Here is an 18,790-nt window from a genome sequence, read left to right as displayed (position 1 = left end):
TCAGCGACGAGCGAGCCGGCCCAGCTTCTGCAGGGCCGGCTTCAGCTCGGGTGCCCGCAGCAGCGCCAGCACCCCGAGGCTCACCGCGAGCACCACGATCCCGTGCAGCACCAGCGCCAGCCACGCGTCGACCATCGGGCTCAGCGGCCCGGTCAGCGACCGCACCCCGGCGAGCACCGCCAGAGAGCACAGCGCTCCGGCGGCTCCGGCCACCAGCGCGCGCACGCACCCCAGCAGCGTCGCGCCCGTGCGCAGCGATCCGATGCGGGCGCGCAGCCAGACCTGGCCGACCACCGCTCCCAGCAGGAAGCTCGCCGACATCGCCGCCGTCACCCCGAGCACCAGGTCCTGCGGATCGACCGCGGCCAGCACGAGGTAGCACAGCGCGCTGCGCACCACGACCATGATCGCGTTGATCCAGGTCGGGGTGCGCGCGTCGTGCATCGCGTAGAACGCCCTCAGCTGGAGCATGGTGATCCCGAACGGCACCACCCCGGCCGCCGCAGCGGCCAGCGCCCAGCCGAGCCGTCCGGCGGCGGCCACGTCGCTGGCGCCCAGCGAGAAGAACGCCACCGCCAACGGCCCGCCTGCCACCACCAGCAGCGCGCTCACCGGCATCAGCAGCACCGCGGTCATCCGCGTCCCCCACGCGACGTCGTCGACGAACGCCCGCGTCCTGCCCGCGGCGGCGGCTTCGCTGATACGCGGCATCAACGCCGTCAGCAGCGACACCCCGAGCACGCCGTAGGGGACCTGGGAGAGCAGCCAGGCGTAGTTGAACGTCGCCACGCTGCCCGGCGTGCCCTGCGCGGTGACCCGGGTGATCACGACCATCCCGGCCTGGCTGATCAGCGTGTAGAGCACGACCCACCCGGCCAGGCCGCCGAACTCCGAGAGGCGCCGGTCCCAGCCCCAGCGCCACCGGTACCGGAAACCGCTGCGCCGCAGCGACACCACCATCACCAGCAGCTGGGTGGTGATCCCCGCCAGCGTTCCCAGGCCCAGCACCAGGAGCTTCGGCTCGCCGATGCGCACCGGGTCGGTGGAGATCTCCCCGGGCACCAGCGCGTAGACGATCACGGTGGCGATGACGACGAGGTTGTTGAACACCGGAGCCCACGCGGGAGTGCCGAAGACGCCGCGCACGTTGAGGATCGCCTGCAGCAGCGCCGACATGCCGTAGCAGACGATGCCCGGCAGCAGCAGGTAGGCGAACGCCGTGGTCAGCTCCGCGTTGGCGCGGGTGTCGGCGCCCAGGTAGAGCGCGGTGAGCAGTCCGGCGCAGGCGACGGCCGCGGCGGTGGCGACCGCGAGCAGCACGCCGCCCATGGTGATCATCCACTGCGCGTAGGACTCGCCCTGCTTCGATCCCTCCTGCTGAGCCCGCACCAGCAGCGGAACGGCGATGCTGGTCAGCACACCGCCCAGCAGCAGCTCGTTGACCACGGTCGGGAGGGTGTTGGCCACGGTGTAGGAGTCGTTGACCGTGCCCAGCCCGAGCACCACCACCAGCAGCACCTTGGCGAGCAGGCCGCTGACCCTGCTGCTCGCGGTGGCCACCGCCATCGCCGCGCTCGCGCGGGCCAGTGAAGGTCGTCGGACACCGGTGTCGGCCTGATCGACCACGTAGCCCCTCCCGTCGGCGCGTTCGATGCTGAAGGTGCCACGGAACACCCGGTCTCGCCGGGTGAAGCCGGTCCGTGGCAGGCTGATTCAAACGCCTGCGGAAGGGGAGCGCGCGTGATCGTGTTCGGGGTCGTGCTGCTGATCGCCGGAGCGGTGGTGGCCGTCGTGCTCGGCGGTGACGCGGGAGGCTGGCTGCTGCCGGTCGGCCTGATGGCCGCGGGACTGGGCATCAGCCTCGCGGGCCTGGTGGCACGGCTGCGCCGGTCACCAGTGCGGGCCGCGGTGCGCGCGCACCGAGCGGGTGCGGCCGGGTCGCCGATCGACCGGATCCGCGCGGTGCCGGCGATGGTGGGCACGACCGCGCGCGGTCGCAATCCGGAGCTCCCGCGCTACCAGTTGCTGCTGTGGCTGATCGCCCTGGTCTACCTGGTCTCGCCGATCGACTTCATCCCGGAGTTCCTGCCGCTGCTGGGCATCGGTGATGACATCGGCGTCGCGAGCTGGTTGCTGACCAGCCTCTACGCGGAGTCGGGCAACTACGTCGCCGCCCGGGAGCAGCCGCGGGAGGTCGAGCCCGGCGAGCCTCAGTAGGAGTCGCCCTGCTGGTACTGCTGGGTGTCGGGCTCGTCGTCGGCCCGGCGGCGGTTCTTGCGGCGACCGAACAGCCCGTGGTCGACCGACCAGGTGCCGGCGTTGAAGCTCATCGCGAGGGTGGCGGCGCCGACGGCGAGGGGCAGCTCGAAGCCCTCGGGCGCGAACAGGCCGTGCGGCAGGTGCACGAACAGGATCGCCCCGGCCATGTCGATGGCCACCGCCAGCCCGACCAGCGGCAGCGCGATGCCGAGGATCAGCAGGATCCCGCCGGCGAGCTCCACGATGGTCGCGTACCAGGCGGCGACGTGCGGGAAGGGGATTCCCATCTTGCCGAAGTTCTCGGTCGTGGCCGGAATGCCCCAGGTCATGAGCTTCTGCCACCCGTGCGCGATGAGGATGATCCCGACCCCGATGCGGCCGAGCAGTGTGAGCAGGCTCCGAAGCGCGGTCATGGCGACTCCCGTGTTGAACACCTAGCGTGGAAGCACCAGTGTCACGGCGATCGGGAGAACCGACATCTCGGACCGCTCGGACTGTTCGGCCCCGGCGGGCAGTCCCACCGGGGCCGAACAGCGTCAGGGCCTCACTTGAGCAGGTTGCGCGCCATGACCATGCGCTGGACCTGGTTGGTGCCCTCGTAGATCTGGGTGATCTTGGCGTCGCGCATCATGCGCTCGACCGGGAAGTCGCGGGTGTAGCCCGCGCCGCCGAACAGCTGCACCGCGTCGGTGGTGACCTCCATGGCCACGTCCGAGGCGAAGCACTTCGCGGCGGCGGAGATGAACCCGAGGTTGGGCTCGCCGCGCTCGGCGCGGGCGGCGGCCACGTAGACCATCTGGCGGGCCGACTCCACCTTCATCGCCATGTCGGCGAGCATGAACTGCACGCCCTGGAACTCGGAGATGGACTTGCCGAACTGCTTGCGCTCCTTGACGTAGGCCAGCGCCTGGTCCAGCGCGCCCTGCGCGATGCCGACGGCCTGCGCGCCGATCGTGGGACGCGTGTGGTCCAGGGTCTTGAGCGCGGTCTTGAACCCGGTGCCCGGCTCGCCGATGATGCGGTCGGCCGGGATGGTGGCGTCCTCGAAGTACAGCTCGACGGTCGGGGAGCCCTTGATGCCGAGCTTCTTCTCCTTCGGCCCGACGGTGAAGCCCGGGTCGTCGGCGTGCACGGCGAAGGCGCTGATGCCGTTGGCGCCCTTCTCGGGGTCGGTCACGGCCATGACCGTGTACCACTTCGACACTCCGCCGTTGGTGATCCAGCACTTGCTGCCGTTGAGCACCCAGTGGTCGCCGTCGAGGCGGGCGCGGGTCTTCATCGCCGCGGCGTCGGAGCCGGCCTCGCGCTCCGACAGCGCGTAGGACGCGGTGGTCTCACCGCTGGCGATCGAGGGCAGGACCTGCTTCTTGAGGTCCTCGGAGGCCGACAGGATGATCGGCATGGTGCCGAGCTTGTTCACCGCGGGGATCAGCGAGGAGGAGCCGCACACGCGCGCGACCTCTTCGATGACGATGCAGGTGGCCACCGAGTCGGCGCCCTCGCCGCCGTACTCCTCGGGGATGTGGGTCGCGGCGAAACCCGCCTTGACCAGCGCTTCGAGCGCTTCCTTGGGGTAGCGCTCCTGCTCGTCGACCTCCGCCGCGTGGGGCGCGATCTCCTTCTCGGCGAGGGCGCGCACCGCCTCGCGCAGCGCGTCGTGCTCCTCGGCGAGCTGGTAGGTGCCGAAGTTCGGGTCCACCGGGTCCCTCCCTAGTCCCGTCGCATCGCCGGCGGCGGGTTTCGTCGCAATGCCGCCAGCGTCACGCGGCGGACCGATATCGCCGTCATCGTAACGGCACTGAGTGCCACTAGCAATTCACCGGTGCTATATTCCGGCCATGTCCGAGGCAGTCGCTGCGGCGCCCAAGTCCCGTTCCGGACGAACTCCGCACGGCCGCCGGAAGGTGCGCAGCGCGATCGCGGTCGCAGCGCTGGAGAAGTTCGCCGAGCAGGGCTTCGAGGCGACCACTGTGGACCAGATCGCCGAGGCCGCCGGGGTCGGCAGGCGGACCTTCTTCCGGTACTTCCGGTCCAAGGAGGACGTCGTGTTCCCCGGGCACGACGAGCGGCTGGCCGAGGTCGTCGAGCTCCTGGAGGCGGCTTCCGCCGACGCCGACCCGCTGCTGGTGCTGGGGGAGGCGGCGGAGTTCGTGCTCGGGATGTACCTGGAGGAGCCCGAGGTCTCGCGCAAGCGCTCGGAGCTGACCAGGCAGGTTTCGTCCTTGCGGGACAAGGAGATCGCGAGCATCGACCGCTACCAGCGCGTCTTCGCCCGCTACCTGCGAGCCCGCTTCGCCGACCAGCCCGATGGTGAGCTGCACGCGGCGGTGGCCGCTGCGGCGGTGGTCGCCGCTCACAACCACGTGCTGCGCCAGTGGCTGCGCAGCGGGGGAGAGCTCGACGCCAGGGCGGCGTTGCGGCACGCGACCGGCCGGCTCCGCGACGCCATCTCCGGCCAGTGGCCCGCGGGAGGCTCCGATGAGGACTCGGAGTCGGTCGTGGTGGCGGCGGTGCGCACCTCGGCGTCGGCCGAGGTGGTCCTCAAGCAGGTGCAGGAAGCCCTGCGCGGAATCGAGCGCTGAACCCACGGCACTCAGTGCCGAAGATGATCTCCACGAGTCACATGTTGATTACATTCATGGCTTCAGTGCTGAATGAAACCAGCACGGAGCGGGTGATGGTTCACCAGGACACCACCGCCCACCCCGCTCCGAAGGGGAGAGCCCTCAGCCCACGAACGCCTCGATGGCGTCCGCGCCGGCGGGAGCACCGCCCGAGGAGCGCACGACCTCGCGCATGCGGTCGAGGGTGGCGCGCACGCCCGGGTCGGCCGCCACCCGGTCGACCGTCTCGCGCAGCTCGGCCGCGGTGACGGACTCGGAGTCGAGCGCGGTCCCGAGACCCAGCTCCTCGGCGCGGGCGGCGTTGGCCGACTGCTCGGGCATCTGCGGGACGGCGATGAGCGGCACCCCGGCGTGGAGCGACTCCATGGTCGAGTTCATCCCGGCGTGCGAGACGAACGCCTCCGCGTGCCGCAGCACGGCGGGTTGCGGGAACGACCGGCGGACGTCGAAGGTCGGCGGGATCTCGCCGAGGTCGGCCAGGTCGATGCGCGAACCGACCGACATCGCGACCTGCCACGGGCCGTCGGCGAACGCCTCGATGCACAGCCGGTAGAACTCCGGGCGCTCGTTGAACGCCGTTCCCAGGGAGATGAACAGCAGCGGGCGCTGGGGATCGGCGGGGGAGTAGGGCTCGTCCGCGCGGTCGCCCAGCAGCGGCCCGATGAACCGGAAGCGCTCGTCGAAGGTCTCGTGCTCGAGCTGGAACTCCTCGGGCAGGAACACCAGGTTCAGCGCCGCCGGGGTGCCTCCGATGAAACTCGGTGCCGCGACGCCGAATTCGGCACCGAGCTCGCTCAGCTCGGATTCGAGCTGGTGCAGGGCCTCCGGTGGTGGGGAGCCCATGGCCCGGGCGTGCTCGGCCATCACCGCGGTGCGCAGGTCGAACTTCTCGTTGCCCGCGAAGTTGGGGACCAGTGCTATCGCCGGGATCCCGAGCTTCTCGGCCAGCATCCGGCCGTAGGTCGTCATGCCGTCGCTGCACACCGCGTCCGGCGGTGCGTCGCTGAAGTGGGCGAGCAGCACCGGCAAGCACTTGCGGACGTCGTCGACGAAGAACTCGGCCATGGTCCGCATGCGCTCGGCGGTGAAGTGCTGCCCGCGACCGCCGACCTCGGGGATCGTGGTCGGCAGCTCGATGACCTCGGCACCGGTGGCGCGCACGGGCTCGATCGCGTCCGCGCCGACGGCGTAGGTGACCCGGTGGCCGCGGTCGAGCAGTTCGGTGACCAGCGCCAGCGTCGGGTTGACGTGCCCGAACGCGGGCACGCTGGTGAACAGGAAGTGCTTCTTCATGGCTCCTCGAAGGTGGTCACAGCGGGCGGCGGAAGCCGCGGACCGCGATCGCGATGCCGATGGCGCACAGCAGCGCGCTGGTGCCCAGCGCGGAGATCACGCCGGTGCCGGTGGGCAGGGCCAGCGAGAGGTTGCGGGAGGCGTCCACGGCGTAGGTCAGCGGGTTGATCGTGGCGACGATGCCCAGCCAGTCCGGCAGCGCCTGGATGGGGACGAAGGCGCTGGAGGCGAACATCAGCGGGAACATCGCCAGGAACCCGATGCTCTGCATGACCTCCTCCTTGCGCAGCCAGGCGCCGAGCGCGAGGAAGATCCACGACAGCGACCAGCTGACGAACAGGGCGAGGCAGAACGCGCCGAGCGTTCCGGCCAGGCCCCCGGCCGGGGCGAAGCCGAACACGAGCGAGGCGACGGTCAGCAGCACGATCAGCTGCACCGCGGTGCGCACGAGGTCCGACAGGCTGCGGGCGATGAGCACCGAGCTCATCCCGATCGGCAGAGCGCGGAAGCGGGCGATGACACCGTTCTTCATGTCGCTGACGAGCCCGACTCCGGACTGCATGGCGGCTCCGATGCCGGTGGTGACCAGGATGGCCGGCATCAGGTAGTTGATGTAGCTGCCGCCCTGGGAGGCGACGTCGCCCATCATGGCCTTGCCGAAGACCTGGCTGAACAGCACGAGCATGATCAGGGGTTGCAGCAGGCTGAAGATCACCACGCGCGGGTCCTTGACCACGGCGCGCAGCGAGCGGCCGGTGAGCACGCGGATCTGGGTGGGGTAGGAGGCGCCGCGCCATCGGCGTGGGGCGGCCGTCTTCGCAGCGGGTGGGGCGGGGGCGGTGGTGGTCATGGAGTTCCTCAGGCGGCGGGAGCGTGGTGGGCGAGGGCGAGGTAGACGTCGTCGAGGGTCGGTTCGCCGAGCCCGAGGTCACCGATGTCGATGCCGGTGTCGTCGAGCGCGCGGACCACGTCGGCGAGCTGGCGGGAGGCGCTGACCGGGATGGTCAGGCGGGCCTGGTCGTGCGCGGGGTCGAACCCGGCGCGGCGCAGGGCGGCCAGGGCTTCGGTGGTGCGGCCGGGGTTGGTGAGGGTGGCGTTGACGGTGCGCTGGCCGACCTGGGCCTTGAGCTGCTCGGCGGTGCCGGTGGCCACGACCTCGCCCGCGGAGAGCACGGTGATGGTGTCGGCGAGCCGGTCGGCTTCGTCGAGGTACTGGGTGGTGAGCAGGACGGTGGTGCCGTCGGCGACGAGGCCTTCGACGATCTGCCAGAGGTTGAGCCTGCTGACCGGGTCGAGTCCGGTGGTGGGCTCGTCGAGGAAGATCACGTCGGGGTGCCCGACGAGGCTGGCGGAGATGTCGAGCCTGCGGCGCATGCCGCCGGAGTAGGTGCGTGCCGGGCGGCGCGCGGCCTCGACGAGGTCGAAGGTGTGCAGGAGCTCGTCGGCCCGCTGCTTGGCCTCGCGGCGGTTCGCCCCGAGCAGGCGGGCGATGAGCACGAGGTTGTCGTAGCCGGAGAGCTGCTCGTCGACGGCGGCGAACTGGCCGGTCAGCCCGATGCGGGCGGTGACCTCGCGCCGGTGGGTGACGACGTCGAGCCCGGCGATGGTGGCGGTTCCGCTGGTGGGCGGTAACAGCGTGCTGAGGATGTTGATCAGCGTGGTCTTGCCCGCTCCGTTGTGGCCGAGCAGGCCCAGCACGCTGCCTTGCGCGACGGAGATGCTGACGTCGTCGAGGGCGGTGACGTCGCCGAAGCGCTGCGTGATGTGGTGCGCTTCGATGATCGGATCGGTCATCGGGACTCCCGGGGGTCGTCGGTGGTCTCGGCCAGAGCTCCGTGCAGCAGCACGTCGACGCGGGCGCGGATCGCGGCGTGGTGGTCGACGTCGCTGGTGTGGTGCGCGGTGGCGGTGAACCGGATGCCGAGCACGAGCGCCTGCAGGTAGCTGGCGAGGTCTTCGGGCGGGATCCGCAGCTCGTGCGGATCGACCAGCGAGGCGAGGGCGGTGGTGAGGTCGCGGATGAACTGCTCGCGGACCTCCGGGAGGCCTGCGGGCTTGCCCTCGGGGCCTCCGCGCAGGTCGAAGCCGGAGGCGGCGAGCGTGTGGACGAGCTCGCCGAAGCTGGTGAAGTGGTCGAGGAACAGCTGAGCCGCCTCGGTCAGCCGGGCGGCGACGTCGGTGTCGCGGGGAACCGCGCGCACGGTGGCGCACAGCTCGTCCGGGCGCAGCGCGGCGGTCACGCAGGCGTGCAGCAGCTCGGTCTTGTCGGTGAAGGCCCGGAACACGGTGCCTTCGGCGATCCCGGCGGCGTGGGCGATCTGCTTGGTGGTGACGTGCGCGCCGTGCTCGCGCACGAGGGGCAGGACGGCCGTGACGATCGCTTCACGCCGCTGCTCGGGGCTCATCGCCGAGGCACGCCGGCGCGGTGGTTCAGAACTCACGCCATCAAGATAGGAGTGAGTGCTCACTCATGTCAATGAGCGAGCACTCACTCAGTCGTCTCCGGGCGGGTCTCATGCCACTTCGATGACGACCTTGCCCGAGGTGTGGCCGTTCTCGACGGTGGCGAGGGCGGCCGGGGCGTCGGAGAGGGGGTGGATCGCGGTGATCGCGGGAGCGAGGACTCCGTCGAGGGCCAGTCGCGCCGCCTGCTCCAGGTTCTCGCGATCGAGGCGGCGCTCGACGAAACGCCCGCCCAGATCCGGCACCGACATGTCGCCCACGGCCACGACGTTGCGGGGGCCCCGGGCCAGCGGAGCGACCGTCCGCAGCGAGGTGCCTCCGACCAGGTCGACGATCCCGTCGAAGCCGCCCGGGACCAGCTCGTGCGCCGAGGCGACGACGTCCTCGGCGGTGTAGTCGATGAACCGCACCCCGAGGGCTTCGGCGTGCTCGCGCTTGGCCGAGCTCCCGGTGCCGATCACGCGCAGCTCGCGCGCGACGGCCAGCCGGGCGACGGCGAGGCCGACACCGCCCCCGACCCCGTTGACCAGGACCGCGGCACCGGCCGGGAGGTCGAGCTGGTCGAGCGCGTCCACCGCGGTCGTTCCGGCGACGGGCAGCGTCGCCGCTGTGATCGCGGACAGACCCGCCGGGATGCGCGCGGTGTTCGGGGCGGACAGCACCGTCGTCTCGGCGTAGGTGCCGCCACCGGTGAGCGCGAAACCGAAGATCGCGTCACCCACGTCGAGGCCGTCGACGTCCTCACCCCGGGCGAGGACGACTCCCGCTGCCTCCATGCCCAGCACGCGGGGAAACGGTCGCCCGCCGTCGAGCCCGGGGACCAGACCCGCGCGCACGAGGTGGTCGAGGGGGTTCACGCCGGCCGCGGTGACCCGGAGCAGCACCTCATCGCGGCCGGGGACGGGGTCGGGACGATCGAAGAACTCCTGCACCTCGGGTCCGCCGTGCTCGCTGAAACCCCACGCTCGTGCCATCTTTCTGCTGCCTCTCGTGCGACCGCCCGGGGGATTCCAGGCGCTGTCGCCATCCTCAGCTCTGACATCGATGTGAGGGGCAACCAGTCGAGGTGCAGGTCACAGCATCAGGCCGACTCCGCCGCCGGTTCGGTGGCCGTGGACAGCGACGCCCGGTGCCGGCCGTTGGCCTTGATCAGCACGTCGAGCGCGTCCCGGGTCTCGACCAAGTGCGCGATGTCGGCGTCGATCCGGTCGCGCTCGCGCATCATCGCCGTGAACGTCTCCTCGGCGACGCCCAGGTCATCCGGGATGTCCACGCACGGCAGGACGGTCGCGATCACCCGGCTGGACATGCCCGCGCCGAACAGCTGCCGGATGAGCGACACGCGCTGGACCGCGGCGTCGGAGTAGTGGCGCTGCCCGGAGTCGGAGCGTGAGCTGCTCAGCAGGCCCTGCTCCTCGTAGTACCGCAGTGACCGCTGGCTCACGCCCGTGCGCTGGGACAGCTCGCCGATCCGCATCCCGAGAGTCTACGCCGACGGCTCGACGGGTTATTGACGTCTGTGTGTTCAGTGTCGAATGAAACTGATGCTCAGACGCCGAAGGTCACCAACGAGCTCCGAACCGGCCAGGAAGAGGAGGGGAGGGCGCGCCGCCTGGTCCTGGGAGGTGTTGCTGCGACCGTGGGCGGCGCGCCGGCTCGGTGGGTCAGTCGTAGCCGCGGATGACGTGGCTTTCGTCGTCTTCGGTCTCGACTGAGTCCCGACGGGTCTGGACCGGGAGGTCCAGGTCCACGTCCGGGTCGAAGGAGTCCTGCGGGGCGACTCGATGATCTGAGAGCGTCATGGCGGGGCTCCTCTCGGCAACGGATTTCACCGGCCGATCGTCCGTCGCGAGTGGACAGATCGCATGTGGGACGCGCCACACGCGCTGGGGAATCCCCCGGACGAGCTGGCTTTCTTCTCAGTATTAACTTCTATAGATTCAGTGGTAGCTGAAATAAATGCTCCACGTCCGCACCACACCAACCGGGTCGAAAAGAGGCGAACGAGGACCGGTCAGGCCTCGGGGGTCAGGCGGGTGCCGGCTCGTGAGCCGAGGAAGCCGCCGTCTTCGACGACGGTCTTGCCGGCCAGGCACACCCACGGGATTCCCGCCGGTGGCCGCATGGCGTCCTGGTAGTCGCCGACGTCCACGACGGTGTCGGCGTCGAAGGCCACGAGGTCGGCGACCTTGCCCGGGGCGATCAGACCGCGGTCGGGGATCCGGAACGTTTCGGCGGGCAGGGAGGTCATGCGGCGGATGGCCTCGGGCAGCTCCAGCACGCCGCGTTCGCGGACGTAGCGGCCGAGGACTCGGGGGAAGGTGCCGGTCATGCGCGGGTGCGGTCGGCCGCCGTTGCCGGGTGGCAGGCCGTCGGAGCCGATCATGGTGCGGGTGTCGCGGAGGGCGATTTCGAGGTCGTCCTCGTGCATCGAGAAGTGGATCATCGCGACGCGGAGCTCCTCGGTGACCAGGAGGTCGATGAGGGCGGTGATCGGGTCGGTGCTCCGGGATTCCGCGATGTCGGCGAGGGTGCGTCCCTCGTGGCGGTGGCTGGGCGTGGTGGCGATGAGGATGCGGTCGAAGTGGGTGGTCTCGCCGATGGCGGCGGTGAGCTCGGCGTGCGCGGTGGGGGCGGTGAGCTTGGCGAGGGTGTGCTCGGAGTCGCCGCCGAGGTAGTCGGTGGGCAGCACCGAGGTGAGGGTGGTGGAGGAGGCGGTGTAGGGGTAGACGTCCTGGTGGACGACGTGCCCGGCTTCGCGGGCCTGGAGGATGCGGTCGAGGGCGTCGGGCATCCTGCCCCAGTTGCGCGGGTGGGTGGCTTTGAGGTGCGACAGGTGGGTGCGGCCGGCGACGTGGCCGATGCGCAGGGCTTCGTCGATGGCGTCGAGGAGGTGGTCGCCTTCGTCGCGCATGTGGGTGGCGTAGAGGCCGTTACCGCCGAGGACCTCCGCCAGTGCGGTGAGCTCGTCGGTGGTGGCGAACAGGGCCGGTGGGTAGATCAGGCCGCTGGAGAGCCCGAAAGCGCCTGCGGTCATGCCCTCTTCGAGCATCGCGCGCATGCGGTGCAGCGCGTCGGCGTCGGGGGCGGCGTCGGTCATGCCGGTGGCGGCCACCCGCAGGGTGCCGTGTCCGATGAGCGGGCAGTGGTTGGTGACGTGGCCTGCGATGTCGGTGGCGTGGAAGAGCTCCGCGAAGCCGGTCCAGGTGGTGTTCAGGGGTGGGAAGAGGCGTTGCAGGAACGCGTCGTGGACGTCGGCGTGGGTGGTGGTGCGGGGTGCGAGGCTGAATCCGCAGTTGCCGACGACTTCGGTGGTGACGCCTTGGAGGATCTTGGTGGTGTCGTGGTCGGTGAGCAGGGGTGCGTTGTCGGCGTGCGAGTGGACGTCGATGAAGCCGGGTGCCAGGACGAGTCCGGTGAGGTCGCGTCGGGGGTGGTGTTCGGGGAGCGTGCCGGGTGGTTCGACGGCGGTGATGCGGTGGTCGTCGATGAGGACGTCGGCGGGTCGCAGGGGTGTGCCGGTGCCGTCGGCGATGAGTGCTCCGGTGAGCAGCTCGGTCATGGGCGTGCCTTTCTGGGAGCTGGGTCTCATCGGGAAATTCCGGCGGCTGGGGGTGGTGTTGTCGATGTTGTGGGAGAGGGGTGCGCTGTGCACGGTGAGTTGAAGGTTCCGGGTGGCAAGTTGGTGGTGGTCGACCTGGAGGTGGTCGATGGCCGGTTGTCGGACGTGCGGTTGAGCGGGGATTTCTTCCTGGAGCCGGATGAGGCGTTGGAGGCGATCAACGCGTCGTTGGTGGGTGCGCCGGTGTCGGCGGAGCCCGAGGAGTTGGTGCGGCGGATTCGGGGTGGGTTGCCCGAGGACGCGCGGTTGGTGGGGTTCAGCGCGGAGTCGGTGGCCACGGCGGTGCGTCGTGCGTTGTCGCGTGCGTCGGGGTGGGGTGATCACGAGTGGGAGTTGGTGCGTGAGGGTCCGCGGTCGCCGTTGATGCACATGGCTTTGGACGAGGTGCTGGCCGAGGAGGTGGGTGCGGGGCGTCGGGGGCCGACGTTGCGGTTGTGGGAGTGGTCGTCGGCTGCGGTGATCTTGGGTGGGTTCCAGTCGGTGCGCAACGAGGTGGATCTGGATGCGGCGGCGCGGCTGGGTGTTGAGGTGGTGCGTCGGGTGACCGGTGGTGGGGCGATGTTCGTGGAGCCGGGGAACACGGTGACGTATTCGCTGTACGCGCCGCCGTCGTTGGTGGCGGGGATGTCGGTGGCCGAGTCGTATCCGTTCTTGGACGACTGGGTGTTGGGCGTGCTGCGGGATCTGGGGCTGGATGTCTGGTATCAGCCGTTGAACGACATCGCGTCCGGTGGAGGGAAGATCGGTGGTGCGGCGCAGAAGCGGATGGCTTCGGGTGCGGTGTTGCACCACGTGACGATGTCCTACTCGATCGATGGTGCGAAGCTCGGTGAGGTGCTGCGCGTGGGCCGGGAGAAGTTGTCGGCCAAGGGTGTCGCGAGCGCTGCCAAGCGGGTGGATCCGCTGGCGCGGCAGACGGGGTTGGCGCGTGAGGTCGTCATCGAGCGGCTGATCGAGGGGTTCCGGTCGCGGTTCGGGCTCGTGGAGGGGCCGGTGAGCGCGGTGGAGGAGTCTCGCGCCGGGGCGTTGGTGGAGTCGAAGTTCGCGACGGATGCGTGGTTGTGGCGGGTGCGGTGATCAGGTGATGACGTTGGGGACGCCGGGGGTGTTGCGTTTGCGGCGGAGCCAGATCTTGCGGGTGCCGTCGGCGTAGAGGAGGACGCGGGAGAGTTCCCAGCCGGAGTACTCGGCGTGGATGCTGAGTTGGGTCGCTGCGCTGATGCGGGTGATGCCGGGTGGGAGGCGCAGCGGCCGGTATTCCCAGTCGGTGTCGGTTTCGGGGTTGTCGGTTTGTGCGCTCACATTCTCACCACCTGGTATCCGGCGCCGTTGGCGGAGGCGATGTAGAGGGTTCGGGTGTCGGGGTCGAGGGCGAGGGTGTCGGGTTGGCTGATGGTGGGGATGCGGTGGCGTTCTCGGGGTTCGCCGCCTGCGATGTCGTAGCCGACGAGTTCGTTGGTGGCGGTGAGTGTGACCCAGGCGGTGTCGGTGGTGGGGTCGTAGGCGAGTGCGTAGGGGGCGCCGGGGACGGGGTAGCGCTGTTTGAGGATGAGGGGGTCGGTGCTGAAGGCGAGGAGTGCTTGGCCGCGGGTGTCGATGGTGAGGATGCGGCCGTAGCGGTCTTGGGTGGTGTTGGTGGCTCCTTGGCCTGCTCGGAGTCCTGCGCCTTTGTCGCCGGTGGTGGTGTTGATGGGGGTGATGGCGGTGGTGAGGCGGTCGAGGACGTAGACCTGGCCGTTGTGGTGGAGGAGTTGTGCGGGGCCTTGGAACTTCTCGGTGGTGGTGCCGGGTTGGCCCTGGTTGTGGATGGTGATGGTGCCGGTGTCGCGGAGGGCGATGGCGGTGCGTTGGGGGTCGAGGTCGAGGGCGTCGACGGGTGCGCCTGCTACGGGGGTGGGGTGTGCGGTGGTGGTGCGCAGGTCGATGCGGGTGATCTGGTGGGCGTCGGGGAGTGCTGCGAGGACCTGGCCGTGTTGGGCGTGGATGTTGGCCGGGGGTGCGGGCAGGTCGAGGGTGCGGCGGGTGCCGTTGGTGGTGTCGATGAGGTGGAGCTGGGGGCCGGCGGCGAGCACGAGGGTGCGGGTGTCGCGGTCGTAGGCGGTGTGCTGGGTGGGTGGTGCGGGGTGCACGGTGCCTGCGGGTGGGGTGGTCGCCGGGGGTGAGGTGGCGGGTGTGGCGGCGGTGAGGGTGTCGGTGACTTGGAGGGGGTCTGTGCTGTCGTCCATGCCGCACCCGGTGAGGAGGGTGAGGGTGAGGCAGGTGATGACCAGACGACGCAACGAGGTCCTCCTGATGTGGTGCTGCCCTGCGGTGTTGCCGCTTCCGCTGGGTGGTTGCTGCTGCCTCCAGCATCCCTGATCGGGGGATGGGGGGGTGCAGGGTGGCCCCCTTGTGGGTGGTGACCCATCAGCTTGGCACGTCGTGGGTGTGGCGGGAAGTGCTATTGGGTTTCGGGGTAGGTGTGCTGGGGTGCGCTGATGTCGTCGAGGGCGGCGCGGATGGCTGGGGGGAGGGTGAGGTCTTCGGTGGTGAGGGCGGTTTTGAGTTGGGGTGTGGTGCGGGCGCCGAGGATGGGTGCGGTGATGCCGGGGCGGTCGCGGACCCAGGCGAGGGCGACGTGGGCGGGTGTGGTGTTGAGTCCTTCGGCTGCGGTGAGCAGTGCTTGGACGATGCGGGCTGCGCGTTCGGTGCGGTGGTGGTCGACGTAGCCGGCGAGGTGGGTGGTGGCTCCGCGGGAGTCGGGTGGGGTGGCGTTGCGGTATTTGCCGGTGAGGACGCCGCGGCCGAGGGGTGCCCAGGCGAGGATGCCGAGTCCGTGGTGTGCGGTGGCGGGGACGACTTCGCGTTCGATGCCGCGTTCGAGCAGGGAGTATTCGACTTGGGTGGAGATGAGGGGTGTGCGGGTGGGGTGGTGGTTCTGGTGTGCGGCGGCGGTGGCGGTTTGCCAGCCGGTGTAGTTGGCGATGCCGGTGTAGCGGACGCGGCCGGTGGTGACGGCGGTGTCGAGGGCGGCGAGGGTTTCGTCGAGGGGGACGCTGGGGTCCCAGGCTTGGAGTTGCCAGAGGTCGATGTGGTCGGTGCCCAGGCGGTGGAGTGATTCGTCGAGGGCTGCCAGGAGTGCGCCGCGGGAGGCGCCGCCGCCGAAGGGGCCGGGTTTGCGGCGGGCGGCGGCTTTGGTGGCGAGGATGATCTCGTCGCGGGGGATGTGGTGGGTGAGCAGGTCGCCGAGGATTTCTTCGGCGTGGCCGTCTTGGTAGACGTCGGCGGTGTCGATGAGGGTGCCGCCTGCGTCGTGGAAGGTGGTCAGCTGTTCGGCTGCGTCGTCGGCGGTGACGTCTAGGCCCCAGGTCATGGTGCCGAGGGCGAGTCGGGAGACGCGGAGGCCGCTGTGGCCGAGTTGTCGCTGTTCCACGGTGTTGCAGGGTATTGGGTGCGGGGGGTGTGGCTGGTGAGGTCGGCTCGGCGGGTCCGGTTGTGAGTGTTGTGGATCACACCGCGGGTGGTGTGTCGCGGGGTTGGCTGCGGTGGGTGACGTTTCGGTGGCTGACCTGCCCTGATGGGGTGATCAAGGGTGGGGGAGGCCGGTACTGGGTGATGCTGGAAGATCTGGGGACCGGGCCGGAAGTTTCGGGTGCGGCCCGGGGTTCCCTTTTCGATCGTGTGGAGTGGGTTTCGTGTCGTGGTTGCAGGCCATGGTGCTGGCCGTGGTCCAGGGGCTCACCGAGTTCCTGCCGATTTCCTCGTCCGGGCATCTGTCGATCGTGTCGAAGTTGTTCTTCGGCGAAGACGCGGGTGCTTCGTTCACCGCGGTGACGCAGATCGGCACCGAACTGGCGGTGGTCATCTACTTCATCGGTGACATCGTCCGGCTGGTCGCCGTGTGGTTCCGCGGGCTGTTCAGCGCCCAGGTGCGCGCCACGCAGGACTACAAGCTGGCCTGGTACGTGATCGTGGGCAGCCTGCCGATCGGTGTTCTGGGCTTCTTCTTCCAGGACTACATCCGCTCGACGCTGCGCAGCCTGTGGATCACCGCGGCGACGCTGGTGATCTTCGGTGTGCTGATGGGGTTGGCCGAGCGGTACGGCAAGCAGTTGCGCGAGCAGGCGCGGTTGCGGCTCAGCGATGGTGTGCTGATGGGTTTCGCTCAGGCGATGGCGTTGATCCCGGGTGTGTCGCGTTCCGGCGGGACGATCACCGCGGGTCTGGCGCTGGGTCTGACGCGGGCCACGGCGGTGCGGTTCTCGTTCCTGCTGGCGATTCCGGCGGTGTTCGCCGCGGGGTTGTCGGAGGTCTCGCACGTGTTCGAGCCCAGCCCGTACGGGTTGCAGCCGTCGGCGGCGCAGATGATCGTGGCCACGGTGGTGGCCGGGGTGATCGGGTACGCGGTGATCGCGTGGTTGCTGCGCTTCGTGCAGAAGCACAGCGTCTACCTGTTCGTCTGGTACCGGATCGCGCTGGGTGCGGCGGTGTTCGCGCTGCTGGGCTTCGGTGTGATTCAGCCGTGAGGCGGTGACGTCGCACAACGGTGTCGGGGCGGTCCGGTCGGGCCGCCCCGACTTTTTTGCTTCGTGCGGGCCCTGGGGGTGGTGAGGTGCGCGGCGAGGCCTACCCTCGGCGGACGTGGCGACTCTCATCCTGCTTCGGCACGCCCGTTCGGCGGCCAACGGTTCCGGTGTTCTGGCCGGGCGCACGCCCGGTGTCGGTCTCGACGAGACCGGCAGTGGTCAGGCCGCGGGTCTGCCCGCGCGGCTGGAGGGCGTGCCGTTGAGCCGGGTGGTGGTGTCCCCGCTGCAGCGCTGCCAGGAGACGGTGGCCGGGCTGGTGCGGCAGCGCGAGATCGAGCCGGTGGTCGAGGAGCGGCTGGCCGAGGTCGACTACGGCGACTGGACCGGCCGCAAGATCAAGGAGCTGACCGGGCAGGAGCTGTGGAAGGTGGTGCAGCAGCACCCGTCCGCGGCGGTGTTCCCCGGTGGTGAGGGCCTGGCGCAGGTGCAGTCGCGGGCCGTGGCGGCGGTGCGCGAGCACGACCGGCAGGTCGGTTCCGACCAGGTGTGGTTGTTGTGCAGCCACGGTGATGTGATCAAGTCCGTGCTGGCCGACGCGCTGGGCCTGCACCTGGACTCCTTCCAGCGGATCGTGGTCGACCCGTGCTCGGTGAGCGTGGTGCGCTACACCGAGACCCGCCCGTTCGTGCTCAAGATCAACGACACCGGTGGTGATGTCTCCGGGCTGCTGCCGCCGGAGGAGTCCTCGTCGTCGGACGCCGTGGTCGGCGGCAGCACCGGCGAGCGCTCCTAGCGCTCGCGCCGCGCCGCGAGCGCGGGTTCGGGTTGCCGCCGGGGGAGAACCAGCCCATCGCGGTGTGACTGGAGCACGGCTGGTCAGTCGAGGATCTCGACCAGGTGCAGGCGGGCACGTGCCGGCAGGGTGCGCTGGTGACCGCTGGTGAAGGTCACCGTGATGTGCTCGTCGTCGGTGCCGGTGATGGTCTCGACGATGCCCACTGGGCCGATCGGGCCGTGGAGCCGCACCGGCAACCCCGGGCGCAGGTTCGCCGCGGGCAGCCGGTTGATGTTGGTGGCGCGCGAGGCCGGACGCAGCCTGCGGGTGAACACCCACCAGACCAGCACCCCGGCCACGGCCAGCACCAGCGGCAGCCACGCCCACACCCAGGTCAGGGCCAGCCCGGCGGCCAACCCGCTCAACCCGGCCCACAGACCCGAGGACAGGGCCAGCGGACCGATCTGCAACCAGCCGGTGGTGCGGATCGTGCCGTCGGACTGGGTGCCCCGGGGTGGTGTCGGCGGGGCCTGATCGGGGAAGTCGAGGTCTTCGCCGACGCCGCGGTGCTGGATGTGCTCGGTGGTGATCTTGGCGAGGGTCTCGTGCCCGTGGAGCGCCTCATCGCGGATCGGGGTGAGTTCGCCGCGCACGAGCGTTTCGCGATCCGACAGGGGCGGCTGATGACGGATGTGGTCGGGGTTCACCATTCGCGCCACCTCCAGGTGCCGTCGTCGTAGTCGCACACGTACCGGTCGCCGTTCTCGCCGCGTCCCACATCACCGGGTTCGTCGCAGGGCTGACCTTCGGCGACCCCGGGCGGGCGTTGCGTCGGTGACGGGCTGGTCGTGGTCGTGGGGGTCGGTGTGGTGGTGCGCGGCGGCGGGGGCGCGCTGGTCGTCGTCGAGGTGCGGGTGCTGCTGCGCGTGGTGGTCGTGCTCGTCGTGGTCGGCGGCTGGCTGGTGGTGGGTGCCGTCGTGGTCGGCGGTGGCGGCGCAGGTGTGGTGGTCGGGGCCAGGTGCGTGACCTGCTGCGGCGGCTGCTGGGCGCGCGGGGGTTCGCCGGTGGCGGGCAGGTTGGCCACCACACCGGCCCCGGTTGCCGTGATCAGGGCCAATGCGGGCACCAGGCGCACCACCAGGGGGCTCGTCCACCACAGGCGGCGCAGTAACTCGGGGTGTTGGGCACGCACGTGCTGGCGTCTCCTTCTTGCGGGGTCCCGGGCACCTTACGCGACCCCTGTGAACTG

21 protein-coding genes are annotated in these 18,790 nt (G+C 70.1%); 5 read left to right on the top strand and 16 right to left on the bottom strand.

Features of this window, described 5'->3' with window-relative positions; genetic code table 11:
• Positions 1 to 1,674 carry a murein biosynthesis integral membrane protein MurJ gene (murJ, locus tag KBO27_RS09450; protein ID WP_307870309.1) on the bottom strand — a complete coding sequence of 558 codons (1,674 nt, stop codon included), beginning with the start codon at positions 1,672 to 1,674 and terminating at the stop codon, positions 1 to 3.
• Between the two features lie 66 nt (positions 1,675 to 1,740).
• Here murJ and KBO27_RS09445 point away from each other — a divergent pair, with 66 nt between their 5' ends.
• A complete protein-coding gene (locus KBO27_RS09445) occupies positions 1,741 to 2,217 on the top strand; it encodes a YkvA family protein (RefSeq protein WP_210969576.1) in 477 nt (158 codons plus the stop codon).
• Here KBO27_RS09445 and KBO27_RS09440 read toward each other — a convergent pair.
• Positions 2,211 to 2,672, bottom strand: coding sequence for a DoxX family protein (locus KBO27_RS09440; protein ID WP_210969575.1), 462 nt, complete (start codon positions 2,670 to 2,672; stop codon positions 2,211 to 2,213). The two genes, KBO27_RS09445 and KBO27_RS09440, sit on opposite strands and share 7 nt — an antisense overlap.
• A gap of 131 nt (positions 2,673 to 2,803) precedes the next feature.
• Positions 2,804 to 3,958 (bottom strand): acyl-CoA dehydrogenase, encoded by a 1,155-nt coding sequence (locus KBO27_RS09435; RefSeq protein WP_210969574.1) that lies wholly within the window; start codon positions 3,956 to 3,958, stop codon positions 2,804 to 2,806.
• A 139-nt stretch (positions 3,959 to 4,097) separates the two neighbouring features.
• Between KBO27_RS09435 and KBO27_RS09430 the strand changes: the two genes are divergently transcribed.
• Positions 4,098 to 4,841, top strand: a complete 744-nt coding sequence (locus KBO27_RS09430; protein ID WP_210969573.1) for a TetR family transcriptional regulator — start codon at positions 4,098 to 4,100, stop codon at positions 4,839 to 4,841.
• A gap of 144 nt (positions 4,842 to 4,985) precedes the next feature.
• Here the strand turns inward: KBO27_RS09430 and KBO27_RS09425 are convergent, their stop codons facing one another.
• The 8 genes from KBO27_RS09425 to KBO27_RS09390 all read right to left on the bottom strand — a co-directional run bounded on the left by KBO27_RS09425 (position 4,986) and on the right by KBO27_RS09390 (position 12,201).
• A complete protein-coding gene (locus KBO27_RS09425) occupies positions 4,986 to 6,176 on the bottom strand; it encodes a macrolide family glycosyltransferase (protein ID WP_210969572.1) in 1,191 nt (396 codons plus the stop codon).
• A 16-nt stretch (positions 6,177 to 6,192) separates the two neighbouring features.
• On the bottom strand, positions 6,193 to 7,026 hold the full coding sequence (locus KBO27_RS09420) for an ABC transporter permease (protein ID WP_210969571.1): 834 nt from the start codon (positions 7,024 to 7,026) through the stop codon (positions 6,193 to 6,195).
• An 8-nt stretch (positions 7,027 to 7,034) separates the two neighbouring features.
• A complete protein-coding gene (locus KBO27_RS09415; RefSeq protein WP_210969570.1) occupies positions 7,035 to 7,970 on the bottom strand; it encodes an ATP-binding cassette domain-containing protein in 936 nt (311 codons plus the stop codon).
• Complete coding sequence (locus KBO27_RS09410) at positions 7,967 to 8,617, bottom strand: TetR/AcrR family transcriptional regulator (RefSeq protein WP_307870308.1); 651 nt, start codon at positions 8,615 to 8,617, stop codon at positions 7,967 to 7,969. The genes KBO27_RS09415 and KBO27_RS09410 overlap by 4 nt, the downstream gene beginning before the upstream one ends.
• 72 nt (positions 8,618 to 8,689) lie before the next feature.
• Positions 8,690 to 9,613 carry an NADP-dependent oxidoreductase gene (locus tag KBO27_RS09405; RefSeq protein WP_210969569.1) on the bottom strand — a complete coding sequence of 308 codons (924 nt, stop codon included), beginning with the start codon at positions 9,611 to 9,613 and terminating at the stop codon, positions 8,690 to 8,692.
• Positions 9,614 to 9,720: 107 nt separating this feature from the next.
• Positions 9,721 to 10,116, bottom strand: a complete 396-nt coding sequence (locus KBO27_RS09400; RefSeq protein WP_210969568.1) for a MerR family transcriptional regulator — start codon at positions 10,114 to 10,116, stop codon at positions 9,721 to 9,723.
• Positions 10,117 to 10,303: 187 nt separating this feature from the next.
• Positions 10,304 to 10,441: a hypothetical protein gene (locus KBO27_RS09395; protein WP_165944039.1), complete on the bottom strand. Its 138-nt coding sequence runs from the start codon at positions 10,439 to 10,441 to the stop codon at positions 10,304 to 10,306.
• Between the two features lie 212 nt (positions 10,442 to 10,653).
• Entirely contained in the window at positions 10,654 to 12,201 is a 1,548-nt protein-coding gene (locus KBO27_RS09390) for an N-acyl-D-amino-acid deacylase family protein (protein WP_210969567.1), read from the bottom strand.
• A gap of 87 nt (positions 12,202 to 12,288) precedes the next feature.
• On the opposite strand from KBO27_RS09390, the gene lplB reads away from it, so the two are divergent.
• Positions 12,289 to 13,338, top strand: a complete 1,050-nt coding sequence (lplB, locus tag KBO27_RS09385) for a lipoate-protein ligase small subunit (RefSeq protein ID WP_210969566.1) — start codon at positions 12,289 to 12,291, stop codon at positions 13,336 to 13,338.
• On the opposite strand, the gene KBO27_RS09380 is transcribed toward lplB, so the two are convergent.
• The 3 genes from KBO27_RS09380 to KBO27_RS09370 all read right to left on the bottom strand — a co-directional run bounded on the left by KBO27_RS09380 (position 13,339) and on the right by KBO27_RS09370 (position 15,673).
• Positions 13,339 to 13,563, bottom strand: a complete 225-nt coding sequence (locus KBO27_RS09380; protein ID WP_132679919.1) for a DUF5703 family protein — start codon at positions 13,561 to 13,563, stop codon at positions 13,339 to 13,341. It abuts the gene before it with no gap.
• The gene (locus tag KBO27_RS09375) at positions 13,560 to 14,540 is read right to left on the bottom strand and encodes a YncE family protein (protein WP_210969565.1); all 981 of its coding nucleotides are present in this window, start codon (positions 14,538 to 14,540) and stop codon (positions 13,560 to 13,562) included. The genes KBO27_RS09380 and KBO27_RS09375 overlap by 4 nt, the downstream gene beginning before the upstream one ends.
• Before the next feature lie 161 nt (positions 14,541 to 14,701).
• Positions 14,702 to 15,673: an aldo/keto reductase gene (locus tag KBO27_RS09370; protein ID WP_210969564.1), complete on the bottom strand. Its 972-nt coding sequence runs from the start codon at positions 15,671 to 15,673 to the stop codon at positions 14,702 to 14,704.
• A 280-nt stretch (positions 15,674 to 15,953) separates the two neighbouring features.
• On the opposite strand from KBO27_RS09370, the gene KBO27_RS09365 reads away from it, so the two are divergent.
• Both KBO27_RS09365 and KBO27_RS09360 read left to right on the top strand, forming a co-directional pair.
• A complete protein-coding gene (locus tag KBO27_RS09365; RefSeq protein WP_246536771.1) occupies positions 15,954 to 16,766 on the top strand; it encodes an undecaprenyl-diphosphate phosphatase in 813 nt (270 codons plus the stop codon).
• 115 nt (positions 16,767 to 16,881) lie between these two features.
• The gene (locus tag KBO27_RS09360) at positions 16,882 to 17,559 is read left to right on the top strand and encodes a histidine phosphatase family protein (protein ID WP_210969563.1); all 678 of its coding nucleotides are present in this window, start codon (positions 16,882 to 16,884) and stop codon (positions 17,557 to 17,559) included.
• Between the two features lie 83 nt (positions 17,560 to 17,642).
• On the opposite strand, the gene KBO27_RS09355 is transcribed toward KBO27_RS09360, so the two are convergent.
• Positions 17,643 to 18,251 (bottom strand): hypothetical protein, encoded by a 609-nt coding sequence (locus tag KBO27_RS09355; RefSeq protein WP_210969562.1) that lies wholly within the window; start codon positions 18,249 to 18,251, stop codon positions 17,643 to 17,645.
• On the bottom strand, positions 18,245 to 18,733 hold the full coding sequence (locus KBO27_RS09350; RefSeq protein WP_210969561.1) for a hypothetical protein: 489 nt from the start codon (positions 18,731 to 18,733) through the stop codon (positions 18,245 to 18,247). The genes KBO27_RS09355 and KBO27_RS09350 overlap by 7 nt, the downstream gene beginning before the upstream one ends.
• Positions 18,734 to 18,790 lie beyond the last annotated feature (57 nt).

Source organism: Saccharopolyspora endophytica, from assembly GCF_018070075.1.
In the GTDB taxonomy this organism is placed as follows: Bacteria; Actinomycetota; Actinomycetes; order Mycobacteriales; family Pseudonocardiaceae; genus Saccharopolyspora; species Saccharopolyspora endophytica.
Note: the sequence above shows the minus strand (reverse complement) of the source record. Positions and strands in the feature narration are given on the sequence as shown.

What these genes read in the sequence shown, in the direction of transcription:
- KBO27_RS09355 (WP_210969562.1), bottom strand. Translation starts at nt 18,251, where the DNA reads ATGGTGAACCCCGACCACATCCGTCATCAGCCGCCCCTGTCGGATCGC.
- KBO27_RS09415 (WP_210969570.1), bottom strand. Translation starts at nt 7,970, where the DNA reads ATGACCGATCCGATCATCGAAGCGCACCACATCACGCAGCGCTTCGGC.
- KBO27_RS09365 (WP_246536771.1), top strand. Translation starts at nt 15,954, where the DNA reads ATGGTGCTGGCCGTGGTCCAGGGGCTCACCGAGTTCCTGCCGATTTCC.
- KBO27_RS09420 (WP_210969571.1), bottom strand. Translation starts at nt 7,026, where the DNA reads ATGACCACCACCGCCCCCGCCCCACCCGCTGCGAAGACGGCCGCCCCA.
- KBO27_RS09400 (WP_210969568.1), bottom strand. Translation starts at nt 10,116, where the DNA reads ATGCGGATCGGCGAGCTGTCCCAGCGCACGGGCGTGAGCCAGCGGTCA.
- KBO27_RS09405 (WP_210969569.1), bottom strand. Translation starts at nt 9,613, where the DNA reads ATGGCACGAGCGTGGGGTTTCAGCGAGCACGGCGGACCCGAGGTGCAG.
- KBO27_RS09395 (WP_165944039.1), bottom strand. Translation starts at nt 10,441, where the DNA reads ATGACGCTCTCAGATCATCGAGTCGCCCCGCAGGACTCCTTCGACCCG.
- KBO27_RS09430 (WP_210969573.1), top strand. Translation starts at nt 4,098, where the DNA reads ATGTCCGAGGCAGTCGCTGCGGCGCCCAAGTCCCGTTCCGGACGAACT.
- KBO27_RS09425 (WP_210969572.1), bottom strand. Translation starts at nt 6,176, where the DNA reads ATGAAGAAGCACTTCCTGTTCACCAGCGTGCCCGCGTTCGGGCACGTC.
- KBO27_RS09440 (WP_210969575.1), bottom strand. Translation starts at nt 2,672, where the DNA reads ATGACCGCGCTTCGGAGCCTGCTCACACTGCTCGGCCGCATCGGGGTC.
- KBO27_RS09390 (WP_210969567.1), bottom strand. Translation starts at nt 12,201, where the DNA reads ATGACCGAGCTGCTCACCGGAGCACTCATCGCCGACGGCACCGGCACA.